At 57.8% G+C, this 23,316-nt stretch carries 25 protein-coding genes; 7 read left to right on the forward strand and 18 right to left on the reverse strand.

Annotation, left to right across the window (positions count from 1 at the left end):
* Window positions 1-535 precede the first annotated feature (535 nt).
* Window positions 536-742: a cysteine-rich CWC family protein gene (locus tag EF096_RS12615; RefSeq protein WP_123890010.1), complete on the reverse strand. Its 207-nt coding sequence runs from the start codon at window positions 740-742 to the stop codon at window positions 536-538.
* A 407-nt stretch (window positions 743-1,149) separates the two neighbouring features.
* On the opposite strand from EF096_RS12615, the gene EF096_RS12620 reads away from it, so the two are divergent.
* The 3 genes from EF096_RS12620 to EF096_RS12630 are packed head-to-tail and all read left to right on the forward strand — an operon-like array spanning window position 1,150 to window position 3,917.
* Window positions 1,150-2,520, forward strand: a complete 1,371-nt coding sequence (locus EF096_RS12620) for a flavin-containing monooxygenase (protein WP_123890012.1) — start codon at window positions 1,150-1,152, stop codon at window positions 2,518-2,520.
* Complete coding sequence (locus tag EF096_RS12625) at window positions 2,517-3,608, forward strand: DMT family transporter (RefSeq protein WP_123890014.1); 1,092 nt, start codon at window positions 2,517-2,519, stop codon at window positions 3,606-3,608. The genes EF096_RS12620 and EF096_RS12625 overlap by 4 nt, the downstream gene beginning before the upstream one ends.
* A 15-nt stretch (window positions 3,609-3,623) precedes the next feature.
* Window positions 3,624-3,917 (forward strand): hypothetical protein, encoded by a 294-nt coding sequence (locus tag EF096_RS12630; RefSeq protein WP_123890016.1) that lies wholly within the window; start codon window positions 3,624-3,626, stop codon window positions 3,915-3,917.
* 263 nt (window positions 3,918-4,180) lie between these two features.
* Here the strand turns inward: EF096_RS12630 and EF096_RS12635 are convergent, their stop codons facing one another.
* Together EF096_RS12635 and EF096_RS12640 are read right to left on the reverse strand one after the other, a co-directional pair.
* Window positions 4,181-4,828 carry a DUF2569 family protein gene (locus EF096_RS12635; RefSeq protein ID WP_158611277.1) on the reverse strand — a complete coding sequence of 216 codons (648 nt, stop codon included), beginning with the start codon at window positions 4,826-4,828 and terminating at the stop codon, window positions 4,181-4,183.
* Window positions 4,829-4,900: 72 nt separating this feature from the next.
* Window positions 4,901-5,455, reverse strand: coding sequence for a hypothetical protein (locus EF096_RS12640; RefSeq protein WP_123890020.1), 555 nt, complete (start codon window positions 5,453-5,455; stop codon window positions 4,901-4,903).
* Window positions 5,456-6,106: 651 nt separating this feature from the next.
* Between EF096_RS12640 and EF096_RS12645 the strand changes: the two genes are divergently transcribed.
* Window positions 6,107-7,891 carry an ABC transporter transmembrane domain-containing protein gene (locus tag EF096_RS12645; protein ID WP_123890021.1) on the forward strand — a complete coding sequence of 595 codons (1,785 nt, stop codon included), beginning with the start codon at window positions 6,107-6,109 and terminating at the stop codon, window positions 7,889-7,891.
* Between the two features lie 40 nt (window positions 7,892-7,931).
* Here EF096_RS12645 and EF096_RS12650 read toward each other — a convergent pair whose 3' ends face one another.
* From EF096_RS12650 to ubiE, 9 genes are all read right to left on the reverse strand, one after another.
* Window positions 7,932-8,639 (reverse strand): 16S rRNA (uracil(1498)-N(3))-methyltransferase, encoded by a 708-nt coding sequence (locus EF096_RS12650; protein ID WP_123890023.1) that lies wholly within the window; start codon window positions 8,637-8,639, stop codon window positions 7,932-7,934.
* Window positions 8,636-9,442, reverse strand: a complete 807-nt coding sequence (tatC, locus tag EF096_RS12655; RefSeq protein ID WP_235869733.1) for a twin-arginine translocase subunit TatC — start codon at window positions 9,440-9,442, stop codon at window positions 8,636-8,638. The genes EF096_RS12650 and tatC overlap by 4 nt, the downstream gene beginning before the upstream one ends.
* Window positions 9,408-9,788: a Sec-independent protein translocase protein TatB gene (gene tatB / locus EF096_RS12660; RefSeq protein ID WP_123890025.1), complete on the reverse strand. Its 381-nt coding sequence runs from the start codon at window positions 9,786-9,788 to the stop codon at window positions 9,408-9,410. The genes tatC and tatB overlap by 35 nt, the downstream gene beginning before the upstream one ends.
* A 19-nt stretch (window positions 9,789-9,807) precedes the next feature.
* Entirely contained in the window at window positions 9,808-10,038 is a 231-nt protein-coding gene (gene tatA, locus EF096_RS12665; RefSeq protein ID WP_123890027.1) for a twin-arginine translocase TatA/TatE family subunit, read from the reverse strand.
* A gap of 25 nt (window positions 10,039-10,063) precedes the next feature.
* The gene (locus EF096_RS12670; RefSeq protein ID WP_123890029.1) at window positions 10,064-10,393 is read right to left on the reverse strand and encodes a phosphoribosyl-ATP diphosphatase; all 330 of its coding nucleotides are present in this window, start codon (window positions 10,391-10,393) and stop codon (window positions 10,064-10,066) included.
* Window positions 10,394-10,399: 6 nt separating this feature from the next.
* Window positions 10,400-10,813 (reverse strand): phosphoribosyl-AMP cyclohydrolase, encoded by a 414-nt coding sequence (hisI, locus tag EF096_RS12675; RefSeq protein WP_123890030.1) that lies wholly within the window; start codon window positions 10,811-10,813, stop codon window positions 10,400-10,402.
* 64 nt (window positions 10,814-10,877) lie between these two features.
* Complete coding sequence (gene ubiB / locus EF096_RS12680; RefSeq protein WP_123890032.1) at window positions 10,878-12,476, reverse strand: ubiquinone biosynthesis regulatory protein kinase UbiB; 1,599 nt, start codon at window positions 12,474-12,476, stop codon at window positions 10,878-10,880.
* Window positions 12,473-13,096: a ubiquinone biosynthesis accessory factor UbiJ gene (locus tag EF096_RS12685; protein WP_123890034.1), complete on the reverse strand. Its 624-nt coding sequence runs from the start codon at window positions 13,094-13,096 to the stop codon at window positions 12,473-12,475. The genes ubiB and EF096_RS12685 overlap by 4 nt, the downstream gene beginning before the upstream one ends.
* Window positions 13,096-13,857 carry a bifunctional demethylmenaquinone methyltransferase/2-methoxy-6-polyprenyl-1,4-benzoquinol methylase UbiE gene (gene ubiE / locus EF096_RS12690; RefSeq protein WP_123890036.1) on the reverse strand — a complete coding sequence of 254 codons (762 nt, stop codon included), beginning with the start codon at window positions 13,855-13,857 and terminating at the stop codon, window positions 13,096-13,098. Before ubiE ends, EF096_RS12685 begins: the two co-directional genes overlap by 1 nt.
* A gap of 248 nt (window positions 13,858-14,105) precedes the next feature.
* Here ubiE and EF096_RS12695 point away from each other — a divergent pair, with 248 nt between their 5' ends.
* From EF096_RS12695 to EF096_RS12705, 3 genes are all read left to right on the forward strand, one after another.
* Entirely contained in the window at window positions 14,106-14,381 is a 276-nt protein-coding gene (locus EF096_RS12695; RefSeq protein ID WP_123890038.1) for a polyhydroxyalkanoic acid system family protein, read from the forward strand.
* Window positions 14,382-14,495: 114 nt separating this feature from the next.
* Window positions 14,496-14,909, forward strand: coding sequence for a phasin family protein (locus EF096_RS12700; protein ID WP_123890040.1), 414 nt, complete (start codon window positions 14,496-14,498; stop codon window positions 14,907-14,909).
* A 21-nt stretch (window positions 14,910-14,930) separates the two neighbouring features.
* Window positions 14,931-15,713 (forward strand): phasin family protein, encoded by a 783-nt coding sequence (locus EF096_RS12705; RefSeq protein WP_123890042.1) that lies wholly within the window; start codon window positions 14,931-14,933, stop codon window positions 15,711-15,713.
* A gap of 548 nt (window positions 15,714-16,261) precedes the next feature.
* Here EF096_RS12705 and EF096_RS12710 read toward each other — a convergent pair.
* The 6 genes from EF096_RS12710 to hslU form a co-directional block, all read right to left on the reverse strand.
* Window positions 16,262-16,876, reverse strand: a complete 615-nt coding sequence (locus EF096_RS12710; protein ID WP_123890044.1) for a TetR/AcrR family transcriptional regulator — start codon at window positions 16,874-16,876, stop codon at window positions 16,262-16,264.
* Window positions 16,877-16,884: 8 nt separating this feature from the next.
* On the reverse strand, window positions 16,885-18,477 hold the full coding sequence (locus tag EF096_RS12715) for a PHA/PHB synthase family protein (RefSeq protein WP_158611278.1): 1,593 nt from the start codon (window positions 18,475-18,477) through the stop codon (window positions 16,885-16,887).
* 151 nt (window positions 18,478-18,628) lie between these two features.
* Window positions 18,629-19,486 carry a poly(3-hydroxyalkanoate) depolymerase gene (gene phaZ, locus EF096_RS12720; protein ID WP_123890048.1) on the reverse strand — a complete coding sequence of 286 codons (858 nt, stop codon included), beginning with the start codon at window positions 19,484-19,486 and terminating at the stop codon, window positions 18,629-18,631.
* 24 nt (window positions 19,487-19,510) lie between these two features.
* Window positions 19,511-21,190, reverse strand: a complete 1,680-nt coding sequence (phaC, locus tag EF096_RS12725) for a class II poly(R)-hydroxyalkanoic acid synthase (RefSeq protein WP_123890050.1) — start codon at window positions 21,188-21,190, stop codon at window positions 19,511-19,513.
* 291 nt (window positions 21,191-21,481) lie between these two features.
* Window positions 21,482-21,862, reverse strand: coding sequence for a gamma-butyrobetaine hydroxylase-like domain-containing protein (locus tag EF096_RS12730; RefSeq protein ID WP_123890052.1), 381 nt, complete (start codon window positions 21,860-21,862; stop codon window positions 21,482-21,484).
* 103 nt (window positions 21,863-21,965) lie between these two features.
* Window positions 21,966-23,306, reverse strand: a complete 1,341-nt coding sequence (hslU, locus tag EF096_RS12735; RefSeq protein ID WP_123890054.1) for an HslU--HslV peptidase ATPase subunit — start codon at window positions 23,304-23,306, stop codon at window positions 21,966-21,968.
* Window positions 23,307-23,316 lie beyond the last annotated feature (10 nt).

Here is a 23,316-nt window from a genome sequence, read left to right on the forward strand (position 1 = left end):
TAAGCGCTTCGATTTCAAATGTCCTATCGAAGTCATGAGCGAAGTGATGCAGAAAGCCTTGGCTATGCAATATGATGCTCCTGCGTCAATTCAATAACCGTGTTGCACTCAGCTCCTGCAACCGCCCAGCGATTAGATCGCACGCGGTGTTAATGCATAATCGCGCGTTCGATATAACTCCGCATCGGAGTATTCAGGCGTGCTGTTTTTTGCTTTTAAATTCATTGGTTTGCAGGCTCCGCTTTGGTGTCTTGTGTATTCGCGCGACGTCGATATTTCACGCAGGCATTACTACCTCATCCCATTTGGGTAGCGTCCTGTTGGAGGGCGCTAAGGCATAGTTTTTTGAGAAGGGAGTGGTGCTGGAGGTGTGGTGATGGTCCGGCAGTTCCTTTGCTCTGGTCTGAGCATAGTGCAGGCCTGTGGCCAGTTCTAGTGCTTTTTTGCCATCATTGGGTCTAGGCGGGCAGGGGAGTGGTCTGTATGTGCAATGGAGCGTGCACTTTAGCGCGATAGAGTCAGTTGCCGCGTCTTGTTACTTGGCGTTGTTCGCTATGCCGGCAGCGCAGCGGGGGCAGAGGCAGGCTTTGTTGATGTGCTCGGCCGGGATTTGTGCCAGGGCTTCTTTGCTGACGGCTACATTAAAACACCAGCAAGGTGCGGTGGTCTCCGCGCCGTCTGCGAGATTGCACTGGTTGGCGTTGCCGCAGAGCGGGCAAAGCTCAGTCTGGCTTGGCTGCATCTTTATTTACTCCGTGTGGCGACTTTGGTTTTGAGCGGCCTGCAAGCTGATCCTGGCTATTTTGCCGGGTGGCGCTGAAAACTCTGTTACCTGATATGTGGTAAGGTGCCCGCCCTGGCATACGAGTTACCAAGCAGTCTTCTCCAGCTTGACCAGTTCGAGCGTCTTCTTCTGGCGTTTCTCGAGATCTCGCGTTTTACCGGCGGCCTGCCCGCCTTTGGCCTTCTGTTTCACCCACAGATGCAGCCTTCATCACTGCGCCTTCGGTATACCGACATTAGTGCGCATCACCATAGAGCTTGAGGGTTTGACCGCTGCCGGTCGAGCCGCGCTCTTTTCCGCGTTTCATCTTCGTTTGGTCAACGCTGGCCCAGCGAACGATACATCGCCTGAAAATAGGAGTCATTATGACTTTTAGAGTTGCCATTCTCGGTGCCGGCCCTAGCGGCCTGGCCCAACTACGTGCCTTTGAAGCAGCCCGTCGCGACGGTGCTGAAATCCCCGAGATCGTTTGTTATGAAAAACAGAGTGATTGGGGCGGCATGTGGAACTACACCTGGCGCACCGGTCTGGATGCTTACGGTGAGCCGGTGCACGGCAGCATGTATCGCTATCTCTGGTCCAACGGCCCCAAGGAATGCCTGGAGTTTGCTGATTACAGCTTTGAAGAGCATTTTGGCCGCCCAATCCCGTCTTACCCGCCGCGCGCGGTGCTACGCGATTACATCATGGGCCGCGTGGCCAAGAGCAACATGCGTCAGTACATCCGCTTCAATACGGCGGTGTATTGGGTAGCGCATGACGAGAGCACCGGTAAGTTTGCGGTGACCGTGCGTGATCTCAAGCAGGATGAGATGAGCACCGAGGAGTTCGATCATGTGATCGTCGCAACCGGTCATTTCTCGACGCCCAACGCGCCTTACTTTGAAGGGCTGGAGCAGTTCCCGGGCCGTGTGCTGCACGCACATGATTTCCGCGATGCCTGCGAGTTCAAAGGTAAGGACCTGCTGCTGATCGGCAGCAGCTACTCGGCAGAAGACATCGGCACCCAGTGCCACAAGTACGGTGCCAAGTCGGTTACCTTCAGCTATCGCTCCAAGGCGATGGGCTTTGATTGGCCGGAGTCCTTTGCCGAGGTTCCGCTGCTGACCGGTGTGACCGGCAAGACCGCGCATTTCAAGGATGGCACCAGCAAAGACGTTGACGCGATCATCCTCTGTACCGGGTATCAGCATCACTTTCCCTTCCTGCCCAACGAGCTGACGCTGACCACGCACAACCGTCTTTATCCAGAAGGTTTGTACAAAGGCATTGTTTCGCTGGCCAATCCCAAGCTGTTCTTCCTGGGTATGCAGGATCAGTACTACACCTTCAATATGTTTGATGCGCAGGCATGGTATGCCCGCGACATCATGCTGGGCCGCATCACGCTGCCCGCTGCCGATGTGATGAAGGCCGACACCGAGCAATGGGTCGCCCGTGAAGAGCAGGTGGCTGATCCCTTTGAGGCGATCGACTTTCAGGCCGCTTACATAATCGATCTGCTGGAGCCTACCGATTACCCGGCCTTTGATGTGACCGGCGTAGCGGACATCTTCAAGGAGTGGGAGCACCACAAGGAAGCGGACATCCTCGGCTACCGTAACAAGAGCTACCGCTCGACCCTGACCGGCACCCTGGCGCCGGTGCACCACACGCCCTGGATGGATGCGATGGACGATTCTCTGGAGGCCTTTCTGGCCAAAGAGACGGCCAAGCCAGCCAAGGAACCCGCATGAGTCAGCCGAGCCTGAGTCAGGCGCGGTCACGTTTCACCGCCAGTAGCATTCGGTGGGGCTTTATGTGGGCCCTGTGGTGCGCGGTCCTGTGGGGCGCCTGGTATATACCGGGTTCAGCGGTCTGGTTTGAAGCGCCCTATGTTGACCTGACCTTCGATACCAACGCGGAGTTCTTGCTGGCGGCCGCCGTGCTCACGACCTTCAATGCCATCGGCGTGTTGTTCTTTCTGTTTGTCTGGAACGGCGTGTTAGGCAAGTTGGGCGAGTACGTGCGCACGCTCAGGCAGATGCGCTACATCTCCAAGTGGTTCTTCATCGGCGCCATTTTTGGCGGCCCGATGGCGATCTTTGGCTCCTATCTGGCGATTGGTTACATCGGCGGGGCCTTTGCGGCCATTTCGGCGCTGATGTATCCCATTGTTGGCGCTACCCTGGCGCGGCTCTGGTATCAGGAGAAGATTACCCGGCGCGCAGCCGTGGGCATCTTTATCATCCTGGCCGGTGGCATAACCGTGTATGCGCCCGGCATCATCGCTGAATTCAACGGTACCGGTGACGCCGGCTGGTTGGGTTATCTTGGCGGTGCCATGGCGGCGATTGGCTGGGGCGTTGAAGGCGCCATTGCCGGTCGTGGGCTGGATGTAGCTGACCCGGATGTGGGCATTACGGTGCGCTTTACCGCCGAAGTGCTCTACTGGGTGCTGCTGATCCTGCCAGCCATCTGGCTCTTTACCGATCAACCGGTAGTCGAGCTGGTGGTGGCCACGTTTAACTGGGCAGCTATTGGCTGGCTGAGTCTGGCGGGCGTTACCTTCGCCTTCTGCTACGTCTCCTGGTACAAATCGTTCCCGCTGATTGGCGTGGGGCGTGGGCAGGCGATTGCGGCCTTGTACGGTCTCTTTGCGGTGATCTTTCTCGCCGCCTTTACGCTCAAGTTCCCGGAATGGAACTTCCTCGCTGGCCTGGTGCTGTTTGTGTCCGGTGGCTTTGTGATGTTTACCGAGAGTGACGACGTGCTGGAAGTGGTACGGGCCGTATCGACCGACAGCGAAAAAGCCAACGCCACCGCGAATGCGGGCAACCTGTGAGCATTGGAGCAAACCATGAATAGATTGCACATGAAGGGCCGTATTCTGCAGCTGATCCACGATCAGCAGCATCACGGCATCTGGGACTGGCAAGTGACCGACGCGCTGATGGCCGAGTACGGACTTAGCGGCGCCTACTGGCGCGGCAATACGCGCGTCACCCTGACCGACCTGTTCTCCAGCGGCATCATCGAGAGCGTTGAAGAAACCCTGGATGACCAGGCCTACTTTGGCGCTGGCCGTGTGTTGTTCAAGTTTCGGCTGAACGACTTTGGTCGACAACGCATGCTGGATACCGCACTGGTTTAATAACCGGTGCGCCCATACCTTTTATTGAGGAGATATCATGTCTGATTTCTGGGGTTTTCCCGGCGCGGATATTCTCGCCGTCGCGGTGATCATCGTGCTCAGTAGCCTGGCGCTGTACCAGGCTCGCACCTTTGTCACCAAGATCTAAGTGTTGCCTGTCTGCCGCCTAACCTGGCGGCAGGCATTTCCTGCCGCTCTCTGATTAAAATAGTGTCCCAGTGGATGTCAGCATTAATGCTCACGGGAGCAGATCAGCAACCCCTTCAGCCTTCCGGCTTAGACTCAGTCCAGCTTGCGCCGGTATTCGCTAAAGTCGAATTGCGGTTCACGAAATCGTTGTAATTCCAGTGTCCGTTCCAATTCTCCAACACGTATTTCACGCGCTGTGATAAGAAGAAATACAGGCAGGTTATGCTTGTCGGTATCAGGGCAATCACGCTCAATATGATGTCTTCAGGGAAGTAGAGAAGGTCAATTACCGCACCTATAATGCCTAGCGTAACCTGACCGAGTAGCGCATACCGGAGCAACATGGTGTTGCGTCTGTTGCGTTGACTGGCAAAGAGCAGACGTACGGCAAAGATGGAAACCACAAGCGAAGCGAACAGCGCGGGCATAGTACTAAAGAATGCCAGCCAGTAGGTTTGCAAGTCGTACCATAGCGACGGTTGGAAATACTCTCCAATGACCGGGTAGATCAATATTGCGGTGATAATGGGGCCGAGTATCAGGCCGATATAGAAATAGAAGAGCCACCCGCCTATCGCCATTTTCCTCGTGCTGTATACGATCAGCGCAACCAGAATGAATGGCATTAGTCCGGTCGTAACACCTCTGAAGGGTTCGTGTTGCTGAGCTATCGCTAGGGCCGGCGTCATGGTGGTGGCAGCCAAGAACATTCTTATTTTCATTGTTATCTCCCTTTCGTGACCATCTGTTGGCGCCATCAACGGGCTTGCTCTGGCCGTTGATGGCTAAGTGCGTCAGTTAGTCAGCAGGCCGTCATTCTTCATGCGCGCCACCAGAGTACGGTAGGTGTTCTGGTAGATGTCTCTTTCGACTTTCATCGGGTTGTCCGAGAAGGGCATGGCCAGCAGCATAGGTAGCCACATGACCATGGTCGCAGAGTCGGACACATCATATGTGTACTCCTGCTCGCCATCTTTGGCGGTGGCCTTGAGGTGAACGCGCAATGTTGCCCACGAAGGAATGACGCCAAAGGTGAAGCCGGTGATCATTGCCGGGATGCCGGCACCGGGAGTGCTGTGATTCACGGCTACGCCTTCGATGACCACATCTGCCTGCTCTGCTGTATCGACAATATCGCAGCAGCCGGATGAGCGAATAGCCGTGTCAAACTGGCCCTTGTGCAAGGGATTTCGTTCGACGCCGCGCCAGGTGCTGAAGACCTTGATGCGCTCCTGGTTTTCCACGCTATAGCTTGCGCTATCGAGGGTGGGTAGGTCGTTGGCTTTAAAGGCGGCGCATCCTGAGGTCATCAGGATTGATGTGATAACAAGCATTCCCAGCATTTTCATTGTGTGTCTCTTCTTTTTGTTTGTGCTTACTAATGGGTTAAGAGTGGCTGGCAATAGCCCGCCGAAATACCGCTTTAAGGCTGTAATCCTGGTTGCGTTCTCCTCGGTGGTTTCTGCCACCACGGCATATGTATGTTTGCTATCAGTGCCTGCAGGCGGCATCTGGCCGGCCGCAGATGAGGGCGGATGGGCTGGATGTTGTGGGGGGAGGGCAGCGTAGTACTCGGTGGGTGTTGCAGCTGGCAGATCCCTTGCCTGAGCAAAGAATAGTGCAGGCCGGTTTTCTTTAAAAGTGTTTTTCGGCGGCCGCTCGTATCCTTTTACAGGTGAGTCGGCTGCTGCTTACTCTTGATCTCGGGTGCCTAAATGTCGCTTATCAGTGCGGAGCATCCGAGTGGTTCGCCATCTCGATGAAGCCCGAATACAGTTTGATACTGCAGAAAGCTGTATTGCTTGTATGCATCCTGCGCGTATCGCCGTCGGTTACCGTGTTGTTGGCGACCAGCAGAAAAAGACACGGGTAAGGCCCCATCCTCACCATAGAGGTAGGTTGTGGCGCAGGCCGCCGGTGTTTCCGCTGTCGCAACGCCTTGGCTGAATCTCAGGTGGCGTATAGTAACGGCACTCATTCCCCCGTGGTGACCAGCCCCTATGAATACGCCGTTAAATGCCAACAGTGGAATAAGCACGCTGCTGCCTTTCTTTCGCCCTTATCGTCGCCAGATGGTGCTGGCGCTGATCGCCCTGGTGGTAACCGCCGGCACTATGCTGAGTTTGGGCAAGGGCGTGCAGTTTCTAATTGATCAGGGTCTGGCGTCTGGTTCCGAGGCGGGGCTGACGCAGGCGCTGATGATCTTCACCGGCCTGGTCTTTCTGCTCGGCGTTGGTAGTTTCTGTCGCTTCTATCTGGTTTCCTGGATTGGCGAGCGCGTGGTAGCGGACATTCGCAAAGCGGTGTTTGCGCATCTTCTGACCCTGTCGCCGTCGTTTTTTGAAGACAACTCGCCGAGTGAAATTCAATCGCGCATTACTGCAGATACCACCTTGCTGCAGAGCGTGATCGGTTCTTCTTTTTCGATTGCCTTGCGCAGCAGCCTGATGTTGGTCGGCGGGATTCTGTTTCTGTTGGTCATGCACTTTAAGCTGACGCTGATTTTGCTCGCCTGCGTACCTTTTGTGATCGCGCCCGTGGTGTATTTTGGGCGTCGCGTGCGGCGTTTATCCCGTGACAGTCAGGACGAGATAGCCAGTGTGGGGCGCTACCTGTCCCAGGCGTTGCGGCATATCAAGGTGGTGCAGGCCTTTACCCATGAGCAGCATGATATTCAGCGCTTCTCCAATACGGTAGATCGCGCCTTTGAGGTCAGCGTAAAACGTATTCAGCAGCGCTCCTGGCTGACGCTGGTGGTTATCCTGCTGTCGATGAGTGGCATTGGGGTGATGCTGTGGTTTGGCGGCAAGGACGTCATTTCCGGCGCTATGAGTGCCGGTGATCTGGCCAGCTTTCTGTTTTATTCCATTATTGTTGCCGGCGCGGTTGGCGCTATCTCTGAGGTGATGGGCGAGTTGCAGCGTGCAGCGGGTGCGGCTGAACGCATTATGGAATTGCTCAGTGCGCGCAGCGATATCGTCAGCGGTACGCTGGCGTTCCCGGCTGGGCAGCTTGGCGCTGTTGATCCGGGCGAGGAGGTGATTCGTTTTGAGCACGTTGAGTTTCGCTATCCCACACGCCCCGATCACGCTGCTTTGAAGAACCTGTCTTTCTCCATAAAGCAGGGCGAAATGCTGGCATTGGTGGGGCCTTCCGGTGCGGGCAAGTCGACCTTGTTCGAGTTATTGCTGCGCTTTTACGATCCACAGCAAGGCGCGATCTATGTGGCTGGGCACGACATCAGGCAATACGCATTGGCCGATTTGCGCCACGGCTTTGCGCTGGTCCCGCAGGAAACCGTGCTGTTCGACCAAAGTGTCGACGATAACCTGGGTTACGCCAATCGCAGCGCGAGCCAGCACGCCATTCAACAGGCGGCCGAACAAGCCAATGCCCACGAGTTCATCACCCGGTTGGATAAAGGCTATGAGACGCGCCTGGGCGAAGATGGTGTGCGGTTATCAGGCGGACAACGGCAGCGGGTCGCCATCGCGCGGGCCATTCTGAAAGCCGCACCGATTCTGTTGCTGGACGAAGCCACCAGCGCGCTGGATGCCGAGAGTGAGAACAAGGTCCAGGCAGCGCTTGAGCCGCTGATGAAAGGCAAAACCACGCTGGTTATCGCCCACCGGTTGGCCACAGTGCTGAATGCCGACCGGATTCTGGTATTGGATCAGGGCGAAATCATCGCCCAGGGCACTCATACAGAACTGCTTGAGAGCTGTGCTTTATATAAGCGATTGGCCGACTTGCAGTTTAGTCAGAACGAGATCGCGCTGGCGTAAGCACTGGGCCGGGTGACAGCGTGCACGCGGGTTGAGGCGGTTAGTACAGTCGCGCCAGAAGCGCGGTCACTGCAGTTTCTACCCGCAGAATCCGCTCGCCCAGCTGGACCGGCTGCATGCCGGCTTCCACCAGTTTCTCTACCTCGTAGGGAATCCAGCCGCCTTCGGGGCCGATGGCCAGGGTCAGCGGTTCTTCGATGCCGCGCGGGCAGGCGGGGTAGTCGCCGGGATGGGCGACCAGGGCGAGCTGATTGTTGATCAGGCCGGGCAGGCTGTCTTCGACGAAGGGTTTAAAGCGCTTCTCGATGCGCACCCGTGGCAGCACGGTATCGCGCGCCTGTTCCAGGCCGAGCAGCAGGTTTTCACGGATCACGTCGGGCTGCAGAAAGGGCGTTTGCCAGAAGCTCTTTTCCACCCGGTAGCTGTTCAGCAGGATGATCTCGGGTACGCCCAGGGTGGCGCAGTGCTGCAGGATGCGGCGGAACATTTTTGGCCGTGGCATGGCCAGCAATAGGGTGAGCGGCAGTTTGGCTGGCGGCGGTGTGTCGAGTTGGATGCGCAGCTCGGCGTGATCCTGCTCAAGGGCAGTGACTTCACCCTGGCCCATCAACCCGTTGATGCGGCCAACGCGCAAGCTATCGCCCACGGCGACCTGCTGGATGGCTTGCATGTGCGCCAGGCGGCGACCGTTCAGGCGCACCTGGTGCTCATCGATAAAGTCGCGGTCTTCCAGCAGCAGCAGGTTCATGCTGCGGGCTTGTCTTGCTCTTCTTCCTGTTCGCCGCGAGGACGGGCACGAACAAAACGGCTGAACACAATACCTACTTCATACAGCAGCCACATGGGCAACGCGAGCAGGGTCTGGGAGATAACGTCCGGCGGGGTCAACACCATGCCGATGGCGAAGCAGCCGACCACGACGTAGGGGCGTGCCTTGGTCAGTGATTGCACATTCACTACGCCAGCCAGTACCAGCAGCACGGTCGCAACGGGTATTTCGAAGGACAGACCAAAGGCCATGAACAGGGTGAGTACAAAGTCGAGGTAGCTGTTGATATCGGTCATCACCGCGACACCCTCGGGCGCGGCGCTGGTGAAGAAGCCGAAGACCAGCGGAAAGACCACAAAGTAGGCGAAGGCCATACCGCTGTAGAACAGGATAATGCTGGACGCCAGTAGCGGCACTGCCAGGCGCTTCTCGTGCTTGTACAGACCGGGGGCGATGAAGCTCCAGATCTGATGCAGCACAAAGGGCATGGCCAGGAACAGGGCGCTGATCAGCGTGAGCTTGAATGGCGTCAGAAAGGGTGAGGCTACGTCGGTGGCAATCATGCTGGTGCCAGCGGGCATCAGCGCGCGCAATGGCTCAGAGACGAAGCTGTAGATGTCATTGGCAAAGTAAAACAGCGCGGCAAAGATCACCAGCCAGATGCAGACGATACGCAGCAGGCGCGAACGCAGTTCGGTCAGGTGCGCGACCAGCGGCATATCGGCACCGGTCTTGCCGGAGGGGAGGTTAGGGTTGCTCATGGCGGGGTGCTTGCTGGTCATCGGGTTCTTCTGCGGCGGAGTCGACAGGCGTTTGCGTAGTCTGCTGCGTTTGCGTGACGCTTTGTTGACCGGCAGGTTTCACATTGCTGTTACTTTTGGCCGGGCTGCCGCCATTCAGGCCGCTTTTTTCCAGCTCGGCCATGATGCGCTCGTTGTTCAGCTGCTGACGGATTTCATCGGCGCCAATCTCACGCTCAACCTGATTGCGCACGTCGGAGAAGCCGCGCTTGATTCGGCCGATGGTCAGGCTCACGGTGCGAATAGCACCGGGGAGCCTTTCCGGGCCGAGTACCAGCAGGGCGAGTACCGCCACCACCAGCATTTCCAGAAAGCCGATGTCGAACATGGGTCAGGACCTGTTGAGGTTACGGCTTGGACTGAGTGTCCTGTTTGTGCTCTTCGGCTTTGGCATCCAGGGTTTCGCCTGGCTTGCTCTCGACCGAGGGCTTCTCATCGTCATTCATGGACTTGCGAAAGCCCTTGATGGCGTCGCCCAGGTCACCGCCGATGTTTTTCAGACGCTTGGTACCGAACAGCAAAATGACGATCGCCAGAACGATCAACAGTTGCCACAGACTGATTCCACCAAAACCCATTACAACCTCCGGGGCTTAGCCCTGCTTATTGGGAGCGCGACGCTTTCTCTTCCAGACCGGACAGATCAAAGCGGCGTTCAAGTTCCTTGAGTATGTCATCCGGGCCAAGGCCTAGGTGACTGAGCATGACCAGTGAATGGAACCACAGGTCAGCGGTTTCGTAGATCAAATCGGACTTGTCGTCGCTATGCTGACAGTCCTTGGCGGCGAGCAGTGTTTCAGTGCACTCCTCACCCACCTTTTCGAGAATCTTGTTCAGGCCCTTGGCGTGCAGGCTGGCGACGTAGGAGCTGTCAGCGGCGGCCTGTTTGCGTTGTTCCAGCACTACGGCCAGTTGGCTTAGGGTATCAGACATGCTGGGTTACTCTTTCGGATTCTTGTATAAGTCGGCCGGATCTTTTATCACCGCATCCACGGTGTGCCACTCGCCATCTTTGAGTACCCGGTAGAAACAGCTCTGACGGCCAGTATGACAGGCAATGCCGCCGATCTGCTCTACCTGCAGGATGATGACATCGGCGTCGCAGTCCAGTCGCAGTTCGTGTAGTTGCTGCACATTGCCGGATTCTTCGCCCTTGCGCCACAGGCGCTGGCGCGACCGCGACCAGTAAATGCCGCGGCCTTCCTGCACCGTCAGCTGCAGGGCTTCGCGGTTCATCCAGGCCACCATGAGCACACGCTGGGTGTGCACATCCTGGGCTATCGCGGGTACCAGCCCGTCAGCATCCCATTTGATGTTGTCGAGCCAGTCGCTGTTTGAGGCGGTATCAGTCATGGTCTGTCGTCTATCGGTGTCTATCTGCCAAGTGGGCAAGTGTGCCAGTTCTGGTGGTTGCTGACTACGCGCGGCGCAGAATCAGCCAGCCCCCGACGACGATTAACACCCATTGTGCCGGCGCTGCATTGAGCCACAAGTTGGGATCGCCGCCGAGGGTGCTACTGCCCAGTACCAGCAGAGCAATACCGGCTACCCGCAGGGCCCAGCGATTACGCTGTGGTTCCGGCGGGCGCTCGACTGGCCGTTCGGCAATGTTTTGCAGCGCCTTGTGGGTGGTCTCGATCAGCGCGGGCACCCGCTCCAGATGCTGCTGCCAAACCTTGGCCTGATGCTGCGGCAACATGCGCTCGCGCATCCAGCGCTCAAGATAGGGCTGAGCCGTGGTCCATAGGTCGAGGTCGGGGTACAGCTGACGGCCCAGGCCTTCGATGTTCAACAGGGTTTTTTGCAACAGCACCAGCTGCGGCTGCACTTCCATCTGGAAGCGACGGGCGGTCTGGAACAGACGCAGGAGCAATTGACCAAAGGAAATCTCGCTCAGTGGCCGCTCAAAGATGGGCTCACAGACGCTGCGAATGGCGGCTTCAAATTCGTTGACGCGGGTGTCGGCGGGAATCCAGCCGGAGTCGATATGCAGCTGGGCCACGCGGCGGTAATCGCGATTAAAGAACGCCATCAGGTTGCGCGCCAGATAGCTCTGATCTTCCGGCGTGAGGCTGCCGACAATGCCGAAGTCGATGGCGATGTACTGTGGTTCCCACGGATGGGCGCGCGAAATAAAGATATTGCCGGGGTGCATGTCGGCGTGGAAGAAGCTGTCGCGAAATACCTGGGTGAAGAAAATCTCGACGCCACGCTCGGCCAGCTTTTTCATGTCGGTGCGCTGATCGGCGAGTGCCGCCAGGTCAGTCACCGGAATGCCGCTGATGCGCTCCATAACCAGCACTTTGTGGCGGCACCAGTTCCAGTACACCTTGGGGATATACAGGGATTCGGAGCCTTCAAAATTGCGGCGCAGCTGCGAGGCGTTGGCGGCTTCGCGGTGTAGATCGAGTTCATCAAAAATGGTGCGCTCGTAGTCTTCAACTACCTCCACCGGGCGCAGACGGCGGCCTTCGGCGGAGACGCGCTCCAACGCGCGGGCGGCTAGGTACAGCCATTGAATGTCCTGATCGATCACTTCGCCAATCGCCGGACGCACTACTTTGACCACTACCTCAGTGCCGTCATGCAGGCGTGCCGCATGCACTTGCGCGACAGACGCGGAGGCCAGGGCTTCATCGCTGAATTCGGCAAACACCGATTCGATGCTCTGCCCCAGCTGCTCTTCGATGCGCGCGCGGGCCTTGTCAGCCGGGAAAGGCGGCACTTTGTCCTGCAGGAAGGCCAGCTCTAGTGCGATGTCATCGGGCATGAGATCGCGGCGAGTGGACAGGATCTGACCAAACTTGATGAAGACCGGCCCCAGGTCTTCGCAGGCCATTCGTAGACGGGCACCGCGGCTGAGTTGCTTGGGTGCGGGGCGCAGACGCCAGGGACCGAGCTTGAGGCCCAAACGGGCCAGCAAGGGCAGCGGCAACTCCAGCAGGATCTGGTCAAGCCGGTAGCGGGCGAAGATGTGCAGGATGCGCAGCAGGCGCGTAAAGGCAGTCAGTCTCATGCGTCTGGTGTATCCGGATCAGTTGGGTTTAGCAGGGCAACGCGGGCTTCGAGCCGGTCAAGCTGTAGGCGCATCTCGTGGAGTAGCTCGGCGCTGGCACGAGCCTCGGCCTTGCCCACCAACTGGCGGCTTTCTTCGGTCAGGTATTCGCCCAACGTCAGGCGCAAACTTTCGCGGCTGTCTTTGCCCCATTGGTGACTGCGGCGCAGCAAGCTACCAATGGCATGCGCTGGCACCGGGCCAAGCCAGCGCTGGAGCTCGGCTTCGCCGTCCAGCTTGAGATCGCTGATGATATTTTGCAGCGTAATCAGCACCTGGCTGTCACCCGTGAGTGCCAGCTCGGGGTCTTGCATCAGCGCTTTGCGGTCGCTGCTGATCAGTAGCTTGGCCAGTGCCGCGCTCGGTGCGCTGAGTTGGCAATCCGCATCGCCGGTATGCTCGGCCAGCAACTGGATGCTACCCGCTGTGGGTAACAGATAGAGTTGCCAAGCCGGTTCGCGCGCGGTGATCAGGATCACTTTGCCACTCAGCGCGCCGAGGCGTGTGGCTGTCAGCGTGTCGCGTTTCAGCGCGGCTTCAATGCTGCGCTGCGCGGCGGTCAGCAACGCGGCGGGTAACATCAGGGCTTGATCCCGCGATGCAGTGCCACGATGCCGCCGGTCATGTTGTGATAGGTCACGCGGGCAAAACCGGCTTCGACCATCATCGCCTTGAGGGTTTCCTGATCCGGATGCATGCGGATCGACTCAGCCAAATAGCGATAGCTCTCGGCGTCATTGGCCACCAGTTTGCCCATGAACGGCAGCAGCTTGAAGCTGTACTGATCGTAGGCTTTGGAGAGCAGTTCACTCTTGGGCTTGGAAAACTCCAGGATCAGCAAGCGCCCGCCTGGCTTGAGTACCCGCAGCATGGATGCGATGGCTGCATCTTTGTGGGTTACGTTGCGCAGACCAAAGGCGATGGTAATGCAATCAAAGTAATTATCGGGGAAGGGCAGCGCCTCGGCATCGGCCTGCACAAAACGCACATTCCCGGCTACACCCAGATCCAGCAGGCGATCGCGGCCTACTTTCAACATGGACGCGTTGATGTCAGCGAGGATAACTTCACCCTCAGGCCCAACACGCTTGGCAAAGCGGCGCGTCAGATCACCGGTACCGCCGGCGATATCCAGCACGCGATTACCGGGGCGCACACCGGACAGCTCAATGGTGAAGCGTTTCCAGATCCGGTGAATACCGCCGGACATCAGATCATTCATGATGTCGTACTTGGCGGCTACCGAATGAAATACCTCGGCGACGCGCTGCGCCTTCTCGGATTCGGCAACGGTTTGGAAGCCAAAGTGGGTGGTGTTATCGGAGTTCTGTTTATCGCTCATGAAATCAGTCTGCCCTCGCAAAATCAGGCCCCATTCTAACCACTTTTTCCGGCCCGGCGGTGAATTAGCAAGCTGTTGAAAATCTACCGCTTGTATCCATGCAGTCGTCGCCTACGTTTTTCAACGGCTTGTTAGCGGTGCGGCTTGCCGCCGCTGCTACTGCATGTGACGCAATTGTTGGGATGACGTTCCGCAGGCTTTGCGGCATGCTAGGCAATCACTTATTTGAAAAACCCATGGAGCAGCCGATGGCGACCGTAGACATTACCCGCGAGCACAATCTGGGCAAGGAAAAAGCCAAGGAACAGGCGCAGCTGCTGGCCGACAAGCTGGCGCAAAAGCTGGATGCCAAATGTGCCTGGCAGGGCGACGTCTTGACCTTTAAGCGCAGTGGCGCTGACGGCACGGTCCATGTGTCGGACTCGGATGTGCGCGTGGTGGTCAAACTGGGCCTGATGCTCACACCGATGGCGGGCATGGTGAAAGGCGAGATCGATAAGGCGCTGCAAAAATATTTGGCCTGATTTTGCCGTTGTCCGGTTTTTAGTATGTCTTTTCTAATTCCGAAGCGTAGCTTGCAGATCAAGGATCGGTAATCGGTCCATCGCAGTATCACCAATTGATCAGGAGTTACCAACATGGCCAAGACTACTACCGCTAAGAAAATCGAAGACAACGCCACTACCTTCGCCAACGACGTGAAGAGCTACGCTCACCAGATCTGGTTGGCAGGCCTTGGCGCTTACGCCAAAGCTGGCAAGGAAGGCGCTGACTACTTCAAGAAGCTGGTTACTGAAGGCGAAGCTTTAGAGAAGCAGGGTAAGGAAATTGTCTCCACCCAGGTTGACGCAGCTAACAGCCGTATCGAGTCCTTCAAGGAAAAGGTACAGGAAAAAACCGGCGGCCGTTTCAGCAAGGTAGAAGAAGTGTTCGACGAGCGCGTTGCTTCTACTTTGGGTCGTATGGGTATCCCGAGTAAGAAGGACATTGACCAGCTGTCTGCTAAGCTTGATGATCTGAGTGCTGCACTCAAGTCACTGCAAAGCAAGTAACGGTCAAAAAGGAGTTGCTCCATGGCGGGTAAGAAGAAGGATAAGGACCCTGGTTGGGTTGCCGATATCGAAAGTTACTCACGTCAGATCTGGTTAGCTGGCTTGGGTGCTTATGCCAAGGTCGGTAAAGAGGGCGTTAAGCTCTTTGAAAATCTGATCAAGGACGGCGAAGTAGCCGAGAAGAAAGCCAAGGCAGAGATCGACAAACAGGTCGATACCCTGAAAGGCAAAGCCAAGGCCAGCAAGAGCCCACTCGATGAGGCGAAATCCAAGGCTGACAAAGCCAAGGGTCGCTTAACCGGTAAGTGGAGTGAGCTGGAAGAAGCCTTCGACAAGCGCCTCAACAGCGCTGTCGCCCGCCTCGGAGTGCCCTCGCAGTCTGAGGTCAAAGCACTTAACAGCAAGGTTGATGAACTGACCAAGCTGATTGAGCAAATGACGTCAGGCAAGGCGCCGGCTGCCAAAGCGGCGCCCAAGGCCAAGCCACGCGCTGCAGCGACTAAACCCGCTGCCGCCGCGACGACAGCAGCCAGTAAGCCAGCGGCCAAGCCTGCTGCCAAGCGTACGACTGCAGCCAAGCCAGCGGCTAAAAAGCCCGCTGCCAAGGCAACGTCAAGCGCCAGCAGCACCACGGCAGCCAAGCCAGCTACCGCACGCAAGGCACCGGCCAAACCTCGGGCAGCAGCAAAGCCCAAGGCGCCCGCCAAGCCTAAGGCGACGCCCACTGCTGTGAAAGCAGCAGAGCCGGCAGCGCCAGCCGCACCGGCACCAACGCCGGCGGCGACCAAGCCTAGCGAGTCTTGATTCGATAGGTTGCGATAGCAGTAAATAGAACCCCGAACAGTGTTGCTGTTCGGGGTTTTTTATTGGGCTCTAGTTGGTTTCTGCCGTTTCCTCTGAGCAATGCTTGGTAGGCATATATTCGTATAAGCGTGGGTTCGTAGACGGCGATGAAGCTGTCCATGAGAGTGTTCGCTTCTAGGCGAGCCATTGAACACCCAGAGGCGCGGCCCCAGTGTGGGTTCAGTGTCGGTTGTATGGTTTTAACCGCAACAATACGCAACCGCACGGGCTAAACCTCCCATCTGAGCGGGCGAGTAGCGCAGGGGTTGTCGGGAAGAAGATGCTCGCGGTGTCTGAGGTGCGTAGCGCCGAGTTCGCGAGGATCCCCGGCAGACCGAGCAACGTAGCGAACCCGCAGGGCCGCACAGCTGGGTGCCCAGGGGAGTTGTTAGAGGGGAATGGGCAAGCATTCCCCTCTAACTCGCCTAGAGGCGAAAAGCGTCCGCAAGAAAGAGCGATTAGGTGAGCGTAATCAAAAAGCTCGTGCTGAGTAATGGCCAAGCCACGCCTCAACTATATCGATCAATCAACGCCTGCATCCACTCCTCGGTTTCCTCATCCAGATAAGGCAACAACAACCCCAACACCTGCTGCACCCCGGCCGCCGGATCAGGCTGCTCAACCGCAACAATGCGCTGATAGTCCAGCCAGAACAGACAGGTCTGGCAGACGGCATCCAGCAAGCGCTGCATCCCTTCATCGTTGCAGTGAAGGTGCTCGGCGGCGCGCATCATCAGCAGGATATGCGCGAGGCATTGCCGCAGCTGATGCAGCCAGGCCTGCATTGCATGGCGAATGAAGGGGTAGCGGCTCATCAGGTTGGAGAGGTCTTGAAACAGGAAGCGGTAGGTGGCAATGGCCTCAAACAGCAAGTGCAGGAGTAGCCAGAGGTCTTCCGGTGAGACCTCATCCGGATCGTCTGCGGGGCTTAGCAGGCTGCGGGTGCTGAGCAGAAAGTCGTCGATCAGGACCTCCAGCAACGCCTCTTTGCCCTTGAAGTGGTAGTAGAGATTGCCGGGGCTGATATCCAGCTCGTTAGCCATATCCAGCGTGGTGACGTTCGGCTCGCCCTGTTCGTTGAATAGCTCCAAAGCGCAGAGCAGGATACGGTCACGGGTTTTCATGGTATTCCTCAGAGCTGGTGAACGTAGCGTCCGGGCGCAGGGCCCAGGTCTGCGTCCAGAATCGGGGTGATGGCCGGCTGCAGCGCACCGCTGTGGGATTTCAGCCAGTCGGTCCAGGCTGGCCACCAACTGCCCTCTGTGTCGGTCGCGTTGCTCTGCCAGCCCTGCGGCTGGGCATCGTTTGTTACTGGCCCGCTGTAATAGCCCGCGCGCGGCTGTCCGGGTGGGCACAGCAGCCCTTGTATATGACCACCGCGACAGAGGGTGAAGATGCGGTCGCCACCGAGCCGTTGCGCGGGAAAGGCGTTGTGCCAGGGCACTATGTGATCGTGCTCGGCAGCCAGATGCCAGCTTGGTAGCGCCAAGCTCTGACAATCAATCATCTTGCCGTTTATCTGCAGGCTACCGGGATGGCTGAGCGGGTCGCGTTGCAGCAGGTCGAGCAGGTCTTCGACCAACTGAGCGGGCAGGCGGGTGTTGTCGTGGCTCCAGGTGCTGACCGGGCTGGTGGTCAGCTCGCGGCCTAGCGCGTAGCGTTCAATGGCCGGCGCCCAGAGCAACTGCTCGGGTTTCATCCAGGTAAACAGGCTACCCATACTGCGCTCATCTAGGTAGCCCTGACGCCACACCTGACGTCTGAGCTGTTGCTGCGTGGCGCTGCCGGTCAGGCGGTGAATATCCGTCTGCAAGCGAGTGTCGAGCGGTGTAACCAATAGGCTGAGTGCGCTAAGGCAGCCAGCTTCACCGTGGGTTTGCAGCCAACTGGCGAGGAGACTGGCAATCAGGCCGCCGGAGCAGACGCCCATCAGGCTGGCCTGGCTGCTGGCGCTGGTTGCCAATACGCTGCCAAGCGCGGCGCGGCTCGCTTTTACATAGTGCCCGAGCCCCCAGTTGCAGTGGCTGGGATTGGGGTTGCGCCAGCTGATCAGGTAGACCGATATACCCTGACTCAGGGCGTGTTGTACCAGGCTGGTTTCAGGGGTCAGGTCGAGCAGGTAATAGCGATTGATCGGCGGTGGAATAATCAGCAAAGGGCGGCTGTGCTGCTCTGCGGTCAGCGGCGCGTAATGAATCAGCTCGTAGCTGGGTTGGCGCTGGATAATGGTCCCGCAGCTTGGCGCCAGTTCGTGACCTATGCGATAGGTGCTGTCAGGTTCAGGCATGGCCAGTGGGCGCGCGGTAAGCCGGTCGGTCAGCAGGTGCGCCACCCCGCGATATAAATTGCCGCCGCCGCTGTGTCGGGTGGCGTCGAGAATGTCGGGGTTGAACGGGCTGTTGGATGGCGCGCTCGCCGCGCTCAGCTGGGCCAGTAACCAGCGCAGGTTGGCGCGCTCGGACTCATCGACATCAAGGCCATTGAGCCATTCCTGCAAGGGGGTCTGCCATGCCTGCCAAAGTTGCAGCAAGCGGCGCTGCAGCGGGCGTTGCCAGCCTGCATGCTGAAAGCGTTTATCGTGGGCTAGCGCATCGCTATCGAGTCGTCCCTGCAGTGCCAGGAGGCTCAAGCGGGTAACACGACACAGATATTGCTGGTGATGGCGCGGTTGCGCGAGGGTGGTGCGCAATAGGGCGAGAAGACTCCGGGACAGATCCGCGTTCATGGATCCTGCGAGTGATTGTCCTTGGGGTCTTGCGCGCATCCAGGGGTTCCGGTCCAGATGGTGACTCGTTAGTCTGCAGTCTACCGCAAAGGCTGGCAGGTACCAGCCCCAGCGACAGGCAGCGGTTCGCCTTTGTGAGCTAGCGCCTATTTCAGCCCTTCACCAAGGCACTGGGTGTTTGGCGAATCACCGCAGGCTGCTTCTCTTCCGAGAGGAAGGTCATAATCAGCGGTGCAACGCTCTGCGCACGGGTAATCAGAAACAGGTGCCCGTCATCAATGATGTGTAGTTCGGAATTGGGGATGCGCCACGCTAGCAGGCGCATATTGACCAGCGGGATCAGCGGATCATCATCGCCCGCCAGAATCAGCGTTGGCTGGCGAATTTTGTGCAGCCAGTGAATGCTGGTCCAGCCGAGACCGGCAAACAGCTGCCAGTAGTACCCCAGCTTGCCGGATGAACGCACCTTGTTGGCATGATTCTCCGCCAGATGCGGGTCGCGGCGGAAGGCGCCACCGTAGATGTCCGGCGCGATTTTCACCCCGTGCGATGGCTGGATGTAGCGACGCGGGCTGGCCATCTTCAACAGCACTTTAGGCCTGCCCGGCACCATGACAGCGCCCGCAGAGGTGGCTGCCAGGATCAGCTTCTTGCAGCGCTCGGGGTAGCTGTAGGCAAACTGCTGAGCCAGTGCGCCACCCCAGGAGACACCAATGACGTTGACCTGCGAGTAGTCGAGGTAGTCCAGCATGCGCGCGGCCAGCTTGGCCAGTCCAGGAAAACGAAAGGGCGTAGCCGGCGTAGATGATCCGCCCACGCCGGGCACGTCAAAGGCAATGACTTCCAGCTCCGGGTCCAGAGCTGCAACGAAGGGAAACACCAGTTCCAGGTTGGCGCCGATACCGTTGAATATCAGCAGCGGAGGCAAGCTGCTGTTACCAGGCCGAACGGCAGTACGCAGGTACTGACCGTCCAGCTCAATGGTGCGAAAAATATAGTTCTGCGGCATGGGCGCTTCCCGTAAAGACGCGTATTAGCGTTCGTGAACGTAGGTGCCGGGAGCTGGTTCCAGCGCCGGGTACTCGTCATTGCCCAGGATTGCCGGTGCTGCTTTGCGCTTGCCACCGCGCGCATGCAGCCAGTCACGCCAATGCTGCCACCAGGAGTCGGATTGCTTGGTCGCCGTTTCCAGCCACTTTTTCGAATCGTCGCTCATTTCGCTATTGGTAAAGAAGCGAGCCTTGGGGTTACCGGGCGGATTCAGAATACTCTGAATATGACCGCTGGATGACAATACAAACTCACATTTACCTCCCAATAGTTGCGCTGACTTGAAGCAGGCTTCCCATGGCGTGATGTGATCGTTCAGACCGGCGATCACGTAGTAGTCGCTCTTGACCTGTTTGAGGTCAATCGGTGTGCCGCAGACTTCCAGTGCGCCGGGGCGGGTCAGCGGGTTGGACTTGAACATTTCCAGGAACTCGCCATGCAGTGCGGCGGGCAGGCGCGTGGTGTCGTTGTTCCAGAACAGGATATCGAATACCGGCGGTTCGTTCCCCAGCAGGTAGTTATTGACCCAGTAGTTCCAGACCAGATCGTTGGGGCGCATCCAGGCAAATATCTTGGCCATGTCACGACCCTCCAGCACGCCATGCTGGTAGGACATACGCCGTGCCGCCTCAATAGAGCGTTCGTCGGCAAAGAGCGCGACCTGGGTCTTGATTTGCGTATCCAGCACGCTGACCAGCAGGGTGAAGGAGTGCACTTTCTTCTCTTTCAGCGCGGCATAGTGGCCCAATAGAGAGACAGTGGTGATACCGCCGGAACAGGCGCCGAGCATACTGACGTCTTTACTGCCGGTGATCTTGAGAATGACGTCGATGGCTTCCTTGAGTGCTTCGATATAGGTGCTCAGGCCCCATTCTCGGTGTGCCTTGGTCGGGTTACGCCAGCTGACCACAAAGGTCTGCATATGGCTGACCGACAGGTAGCGCGCCAGACTTTTTTCCGGCGACAAGTCAAAGACATAGAACTTGTTGATCTGCGGCGGCACGACCAGCACCGGACGCTCGTAGACTTCTTCGGTCAGTGGTTTGTACTGGATCAGCTCCAGCACTTCATTGCGGAAGACCACCGAGCCCTTGGTGATGGCGAGGTTCCCGCCGACCTCAAAGGCATTCATGTTGACCTGGCTGGGCATGCCGCCGTTATGGGCAATGTCCTGCGCCAGATGGGTCAGACCGTCTAGCAGGCTTTTGCCGCCGGTCTCGAAAAAGCGTTTTAGTGCCGCCGGGTTGAGTGCGGTATTGGTTGGCGACATGGCCTCTGTCATCAGGGCAATGACAAATTGCGCACGGCTAACATCCTGCTCAGCCAGATCGGCAGTACTTATCCAGGTGTTGAGCTCTTTGCGCCAGGCCAGATAGGTTTGCATGTAGCGCCGGTAAACCGGGTTCTGATTCCAGGTCGGATCAGCAAAGCGCCGATCTTCCGGCGCGGGCGCAATCTCCGAGCGGCCGATCATCACATCCTTTACCGCAAGACCCAGGCGACCGATATGCTTAAGGCTGTGTACCGGCTGTTTGACGGTCTGGCGCATGACCATGCGTGCGGTACTGATCAAGTCGCGAGTAGGAACACCGATAACCGGGTTGGGGCCGAGGATGCTTTCACTCGTTTTTTGACTCAAATCGTCATTTATTTTATTACCCATTTTCAAAGCTCCAATCTGAGGCAGGGAAGCCAGTGCGGTGGATCATCAGCAAGTAGTCATATCTGGCTTCTGGTGTCGCACCCTTGAGACAACTTAGCACGAGGGTCAGAGGCTGTTAAGAAAACTATTTAAAAACCATCGCACGTTTTTTTTGGTCGTTTGACGATATCCCGGGAAGCTTTACAAGCATGTGATATGCCAACAATTAGGATGTTGGCGGAGGCGAGAGTAGGGCGTTGCGTGGATGCCCTGTGCTAGAGCATTGCGAGGGAAAAAGCAGTGATATAGAGCTTAGGGTAAGAGTCGTATAGCTGAGGTGTGCGGGTCACGCGAGGCACCGGCAGTGTGCAGTTGATCCAGATAGTGCTGCCAACGGGTCTCCTGCTCGGTGGCGAGCTGGTAGAGGTAGGCCCAGGTATAAAGGCCGCTGTCATGGCCATCGTCAAAGACCAATTTCAGCGCATAACGCCCCGCGGTCTCGACGCCGGTCAGGCCAACTTCCTGCTTGCCGGTTTGCAGAATGGGCTTGCCGTGCCCACGCACTTCCGCAGAAGGCGACAGCACCCGCAGGTATTCCGCCGGCAAGACAAACTCGCGGCCATCGGCGTAACCCAACCGCAGGCTGCGCGAGGTTTTTTGCAGTTTGATGGTGGTGGGTATGGGGGCAGTCATCGAAACTCCTGAGCTACAAGCTACAAGCTACAAGCTACAAGCTACAAGCTGACCAGTGCGACCTGGTTGCTTGGGGCTTGCCGCTTGCAGCTTGCCGCTGGGTTTACAGAATATAGCGTGACAGATCTTCGTTAACCGCCAGCTCACCCAGGTGCTTGTCGACATAAGCCGCATCAATCATCAGGGGCTCTTCGGTATGCTTGGACGCGAGATCGCCAGCGCTGAAGGAGACTTCTTCCAGCAGGCGTTCGAGTACCGTATGCAGGCGACGAGCACCGATATTCTCGGTTTTCTCATTGACCTGCCAGGCAATCTCAGCCAAGCGGGAGATGGCGTCTTTACTGAACTCGATGTTCAGCTCCTCGGTCTTCATCAAGGCACGGTACTGCTCGGTTAGAGAGGCATCCGGTTCGGTCAGAATGCGCTCGAAGTCACCGGGCGTCAGTGATTGCAGCTCGACGCGGATCGGCAAACGACCTTGCAGCTCGGGAATCAGATCTGACGGCTTGGTCAGGTGGAAAGCACCCGATGCGATGAAAAGGATATGGTCGGTTTTGACCATGCCGAACTTGGTGTTCACCGTGCAGCCTTCAATCAGCGGCAGCAGGTCGCGCTGCACGCCTTCGCGTGATACATCGGCACCGCCGCCGCTATCACCGCGCTTGCTGACCTTGTCGATCTCGTCGATAAAGACAATCCCGTTTTGCTCGACGGCTTCAATGGCGCGGCCCTTGAGCTCGTCTTCGTTGACCATCTTGGCGGCTTCTTCGTCGCGTACCAGCTTGAGCGCTTCCTTCACCTTGAGGGTGCGGGATTTCTTCTTATCCTTACCCAGGTTCGAGAACATGTTCTGCAGCTGGCTGGTCATCTCTTCCATACCGGGCGGCGTCATGATTTCTACGCCCATCGGCGCTTCGGAAACCTCGATCTCGATGTCCTTGTCGTCCAGCTCACCTTCGCGCAGACGTTTGCGGAACAGCTGGCGCGTGCTGTTTTCTGCGCGCTCGGGCTGATCGCCGGTGGCTTGACGAGCCGGTGGCAGCAGGGCATCAAGAATGCGCTCTTCTGCGGCGTCTTCAGCGCGGAAGCGCACTTTGACCATTTCCTGCTCGCGCAGCAGCTTGAGTGCAGCGTCGATCAGGTCGCGGATGATGGATTCAACATCGCGGCCAACATAGCCCACTTCGGTGAACTTGGTCGCTTCGACTTTGATGAAAGGTGCTTGGGCCAGCTTGGCCAGGCGGCGGGCAATTTCGGTTTTACCGACACCGGTCGGGCCTATCATCAAGATGTTTTTAGGCGTGACTTCGGCGCGCAGCTCATCGGGCAGCTGCTGGCGGCGCCAGCGATTGCGCAGGGCTATGGCAACGGCGCGCTTGGCGTCCTGCTGGCCAATGATATGGCGGTCCAGTTCATGGACAATCTCGCGTGGGGTCATGGACATGCTTGTGCTT

The organism is Pseudomonas neustonica (genome assembly GCF_003797945.1).
Classification (GTDB): domain Bacteria; phylum Pseudomonadota; class Gammaproteobacteria; order Pseudomonadales; family Pseudomonadaceae; genus Halopseudomonas; species Halopseudomonas neustonica.

Excerpts from the sequence above, each read along its gene's own strand:
- EF096_RS12615 (WP_123890010.1), bottom strand. The coding sequence starts at position 742 with ATGCAGCCAAGCCAGACTGAGCTTTGCCCGCTCTGCGGCAACGCCAAC.
- EF096_RS12620 (WP_123890012.1), top strand. The coding sequence starts at position 1,150 with ATGACTTTTAGAGTTGCCATTCTCGGTGCCGGCCCTAGCGGCCTGGCC.
- EF096_RS12625 (WP_123890014.1), top strand. The coding sequence starts at position 2,517 with ATGAGTCAGCCGAGCCTGAGTCAGGCGCGGTCACGTTTCACCGCCAGT.
- EF096_RS12630 (WP_123890016.1), top strand. The coding sequence starts at position 3,624 with ATGAATAGATTGCACATGAAGGGCCGTATTCTGCAGCTGATCCACGAT.
- EF096_RS12635 (WP_158611277.1), bottom strand. The coding sequence starts at position 4,828 with ATGAAAATAAGAATGTTCTTGGCTGCCACCACCATGACGCCGGCCCTA.
- EF096_RS12640 (WP_123890020.1), bottom strand. The coding sequence starts at position 5,455 with ATGAAAATGCTGGGAATGCTTGTTATCACATCAATCCTGATGACCTCA.
- EF096_RS12645 (WP_123890021.1), top strand. The coding sequence starts at position 6,107 with ATGAATACGCCGTTAAATGCCAACAGTGGAATAAGCACGCTGCTGCCT.
- EF096_RS12650 (WP_123890023.1), bottom strand. The coding sequence starts at position 8,639 with ATGAACCTGCTGCTGCTGGAAGACCGCGACTTTATCGATGAGCACCAG.
- tatC (WP_235869733.1), bottom strand. The coding sequence starts at position 9,442 with ATGACCAGCAAGCACCCCGCCATGAGCAACCCTAACCTCCCCTCCGGC.
- tatB (WP_123890025.1), bottom strand. The coding sequence starts at position 9,788 with ATGTTCGACATCGGCTTTCTGGAAATGCTGGTGGTGGCGGTACTCGCC.
- tatA (WP_123890027.1), bottom strand. The coding sequence starts at position 10,038 with ATGGGTTTTGGTGGAATCAGTCTGTGGCAACTGTTGATCGTTCTGGCG.
- EF096_RS12670 (WP_123890029.1), bottom strand. The coding sequence starts at position 10,393 with ATGTCTGATACCCTAAGCCAACTGGCCGTAGTGCTGGAACAACGCAAA.
- hisI (WP_123890030.1), bottom strand. The coding sequence starts at position 10,813 with ATGACTGATACCGCCTCAAACAGCGACTGGCTCGACAACATCAAATGG.
- ubiB (WP_123890032.1), bottom strand. The coding sequence starts at position 12,476 with ATGAGACTGACTGCCTTTACGCGCCTGCTGCGCATCCTGCACATCTTC.
- EF096_RS12685 (WP_123890034.1), bottom strand. The coding sequence starts at position 13,096 with ATGTTACCCGCCGCGTTGCTGACCGCCGCGCAGCGCAGCATTGAAGCC.
- ubiE (WP_123890036.1), bottom strand. The coding sequence starts at position 13,857 with ATGAGCGATAAACAGAACTCCGATAACACCACCCACTTTGGCTTCCAA.
- EF096_RS12695 (WP_123890038.1), top strand. The coding sequence starts at position 14,106 with ATGGCGACCGTAGACATTACCCGCGAGCACAATCTGGGCAAGGAAAAA.
- EF096_RS12700 (WP_123890040.1), top strand. The coding sequence starts at position 14,496 with ATGGCCAAGACTACTACCGCTAAGAAAATCGAAGACAACGCCACTACC.
- EF096_RS12705 (WP_123890042.1), top strand. The coding sequence starts at position 14,931 with ATGGCGGGTAAGAAGAAGGATAAGGACCCTGGTTGGGTTGCCGATATC.
- EF096_RS12710 (WP_123890044.1), bottom strand. The coding sequence starts at position 16,876 with ATGAAAACCCGTGACCGTATCCTGCTCTGCGCTTTGGAGCTATTCAAC.
- EF096_RS12715 (WP_158611278.1), bottom strand. The coding sequence starts at position 18,477 with ATGAACGCGGATCTGTCCCGGAGTCTTCTCGCCCTATTGCGCACCACC.
- phaZ (WP_123890048.1), bottom strand. The coding sequence starts at position 19,486 with ATGCCGCAGAACTATATTTTTCGCACCATTGAGCTGGACGGTCAGTAC.
- phaC (WP_123890050.1), bottom strand. The coding sequence starts at position 21,190 with ATGGGTAATAAAATAAATGACGATTTGAGTCAAAAAACGAGTGAAAGC.
- EF096_RS12730 (WP_123890052.1), bottom strand. The coding sequence starts at position 21,862 with ATGACTGCCCCCATACCCACCACCATCAAACTGCAAAAAACCTCGCGC.
- hslU (WP_123890054.1), bottom strand. The coding sequence starts at position 23,306 with ATGTCCATGACCCCACGCGAGATTGTCCATGAACTGGACCGCCATATC.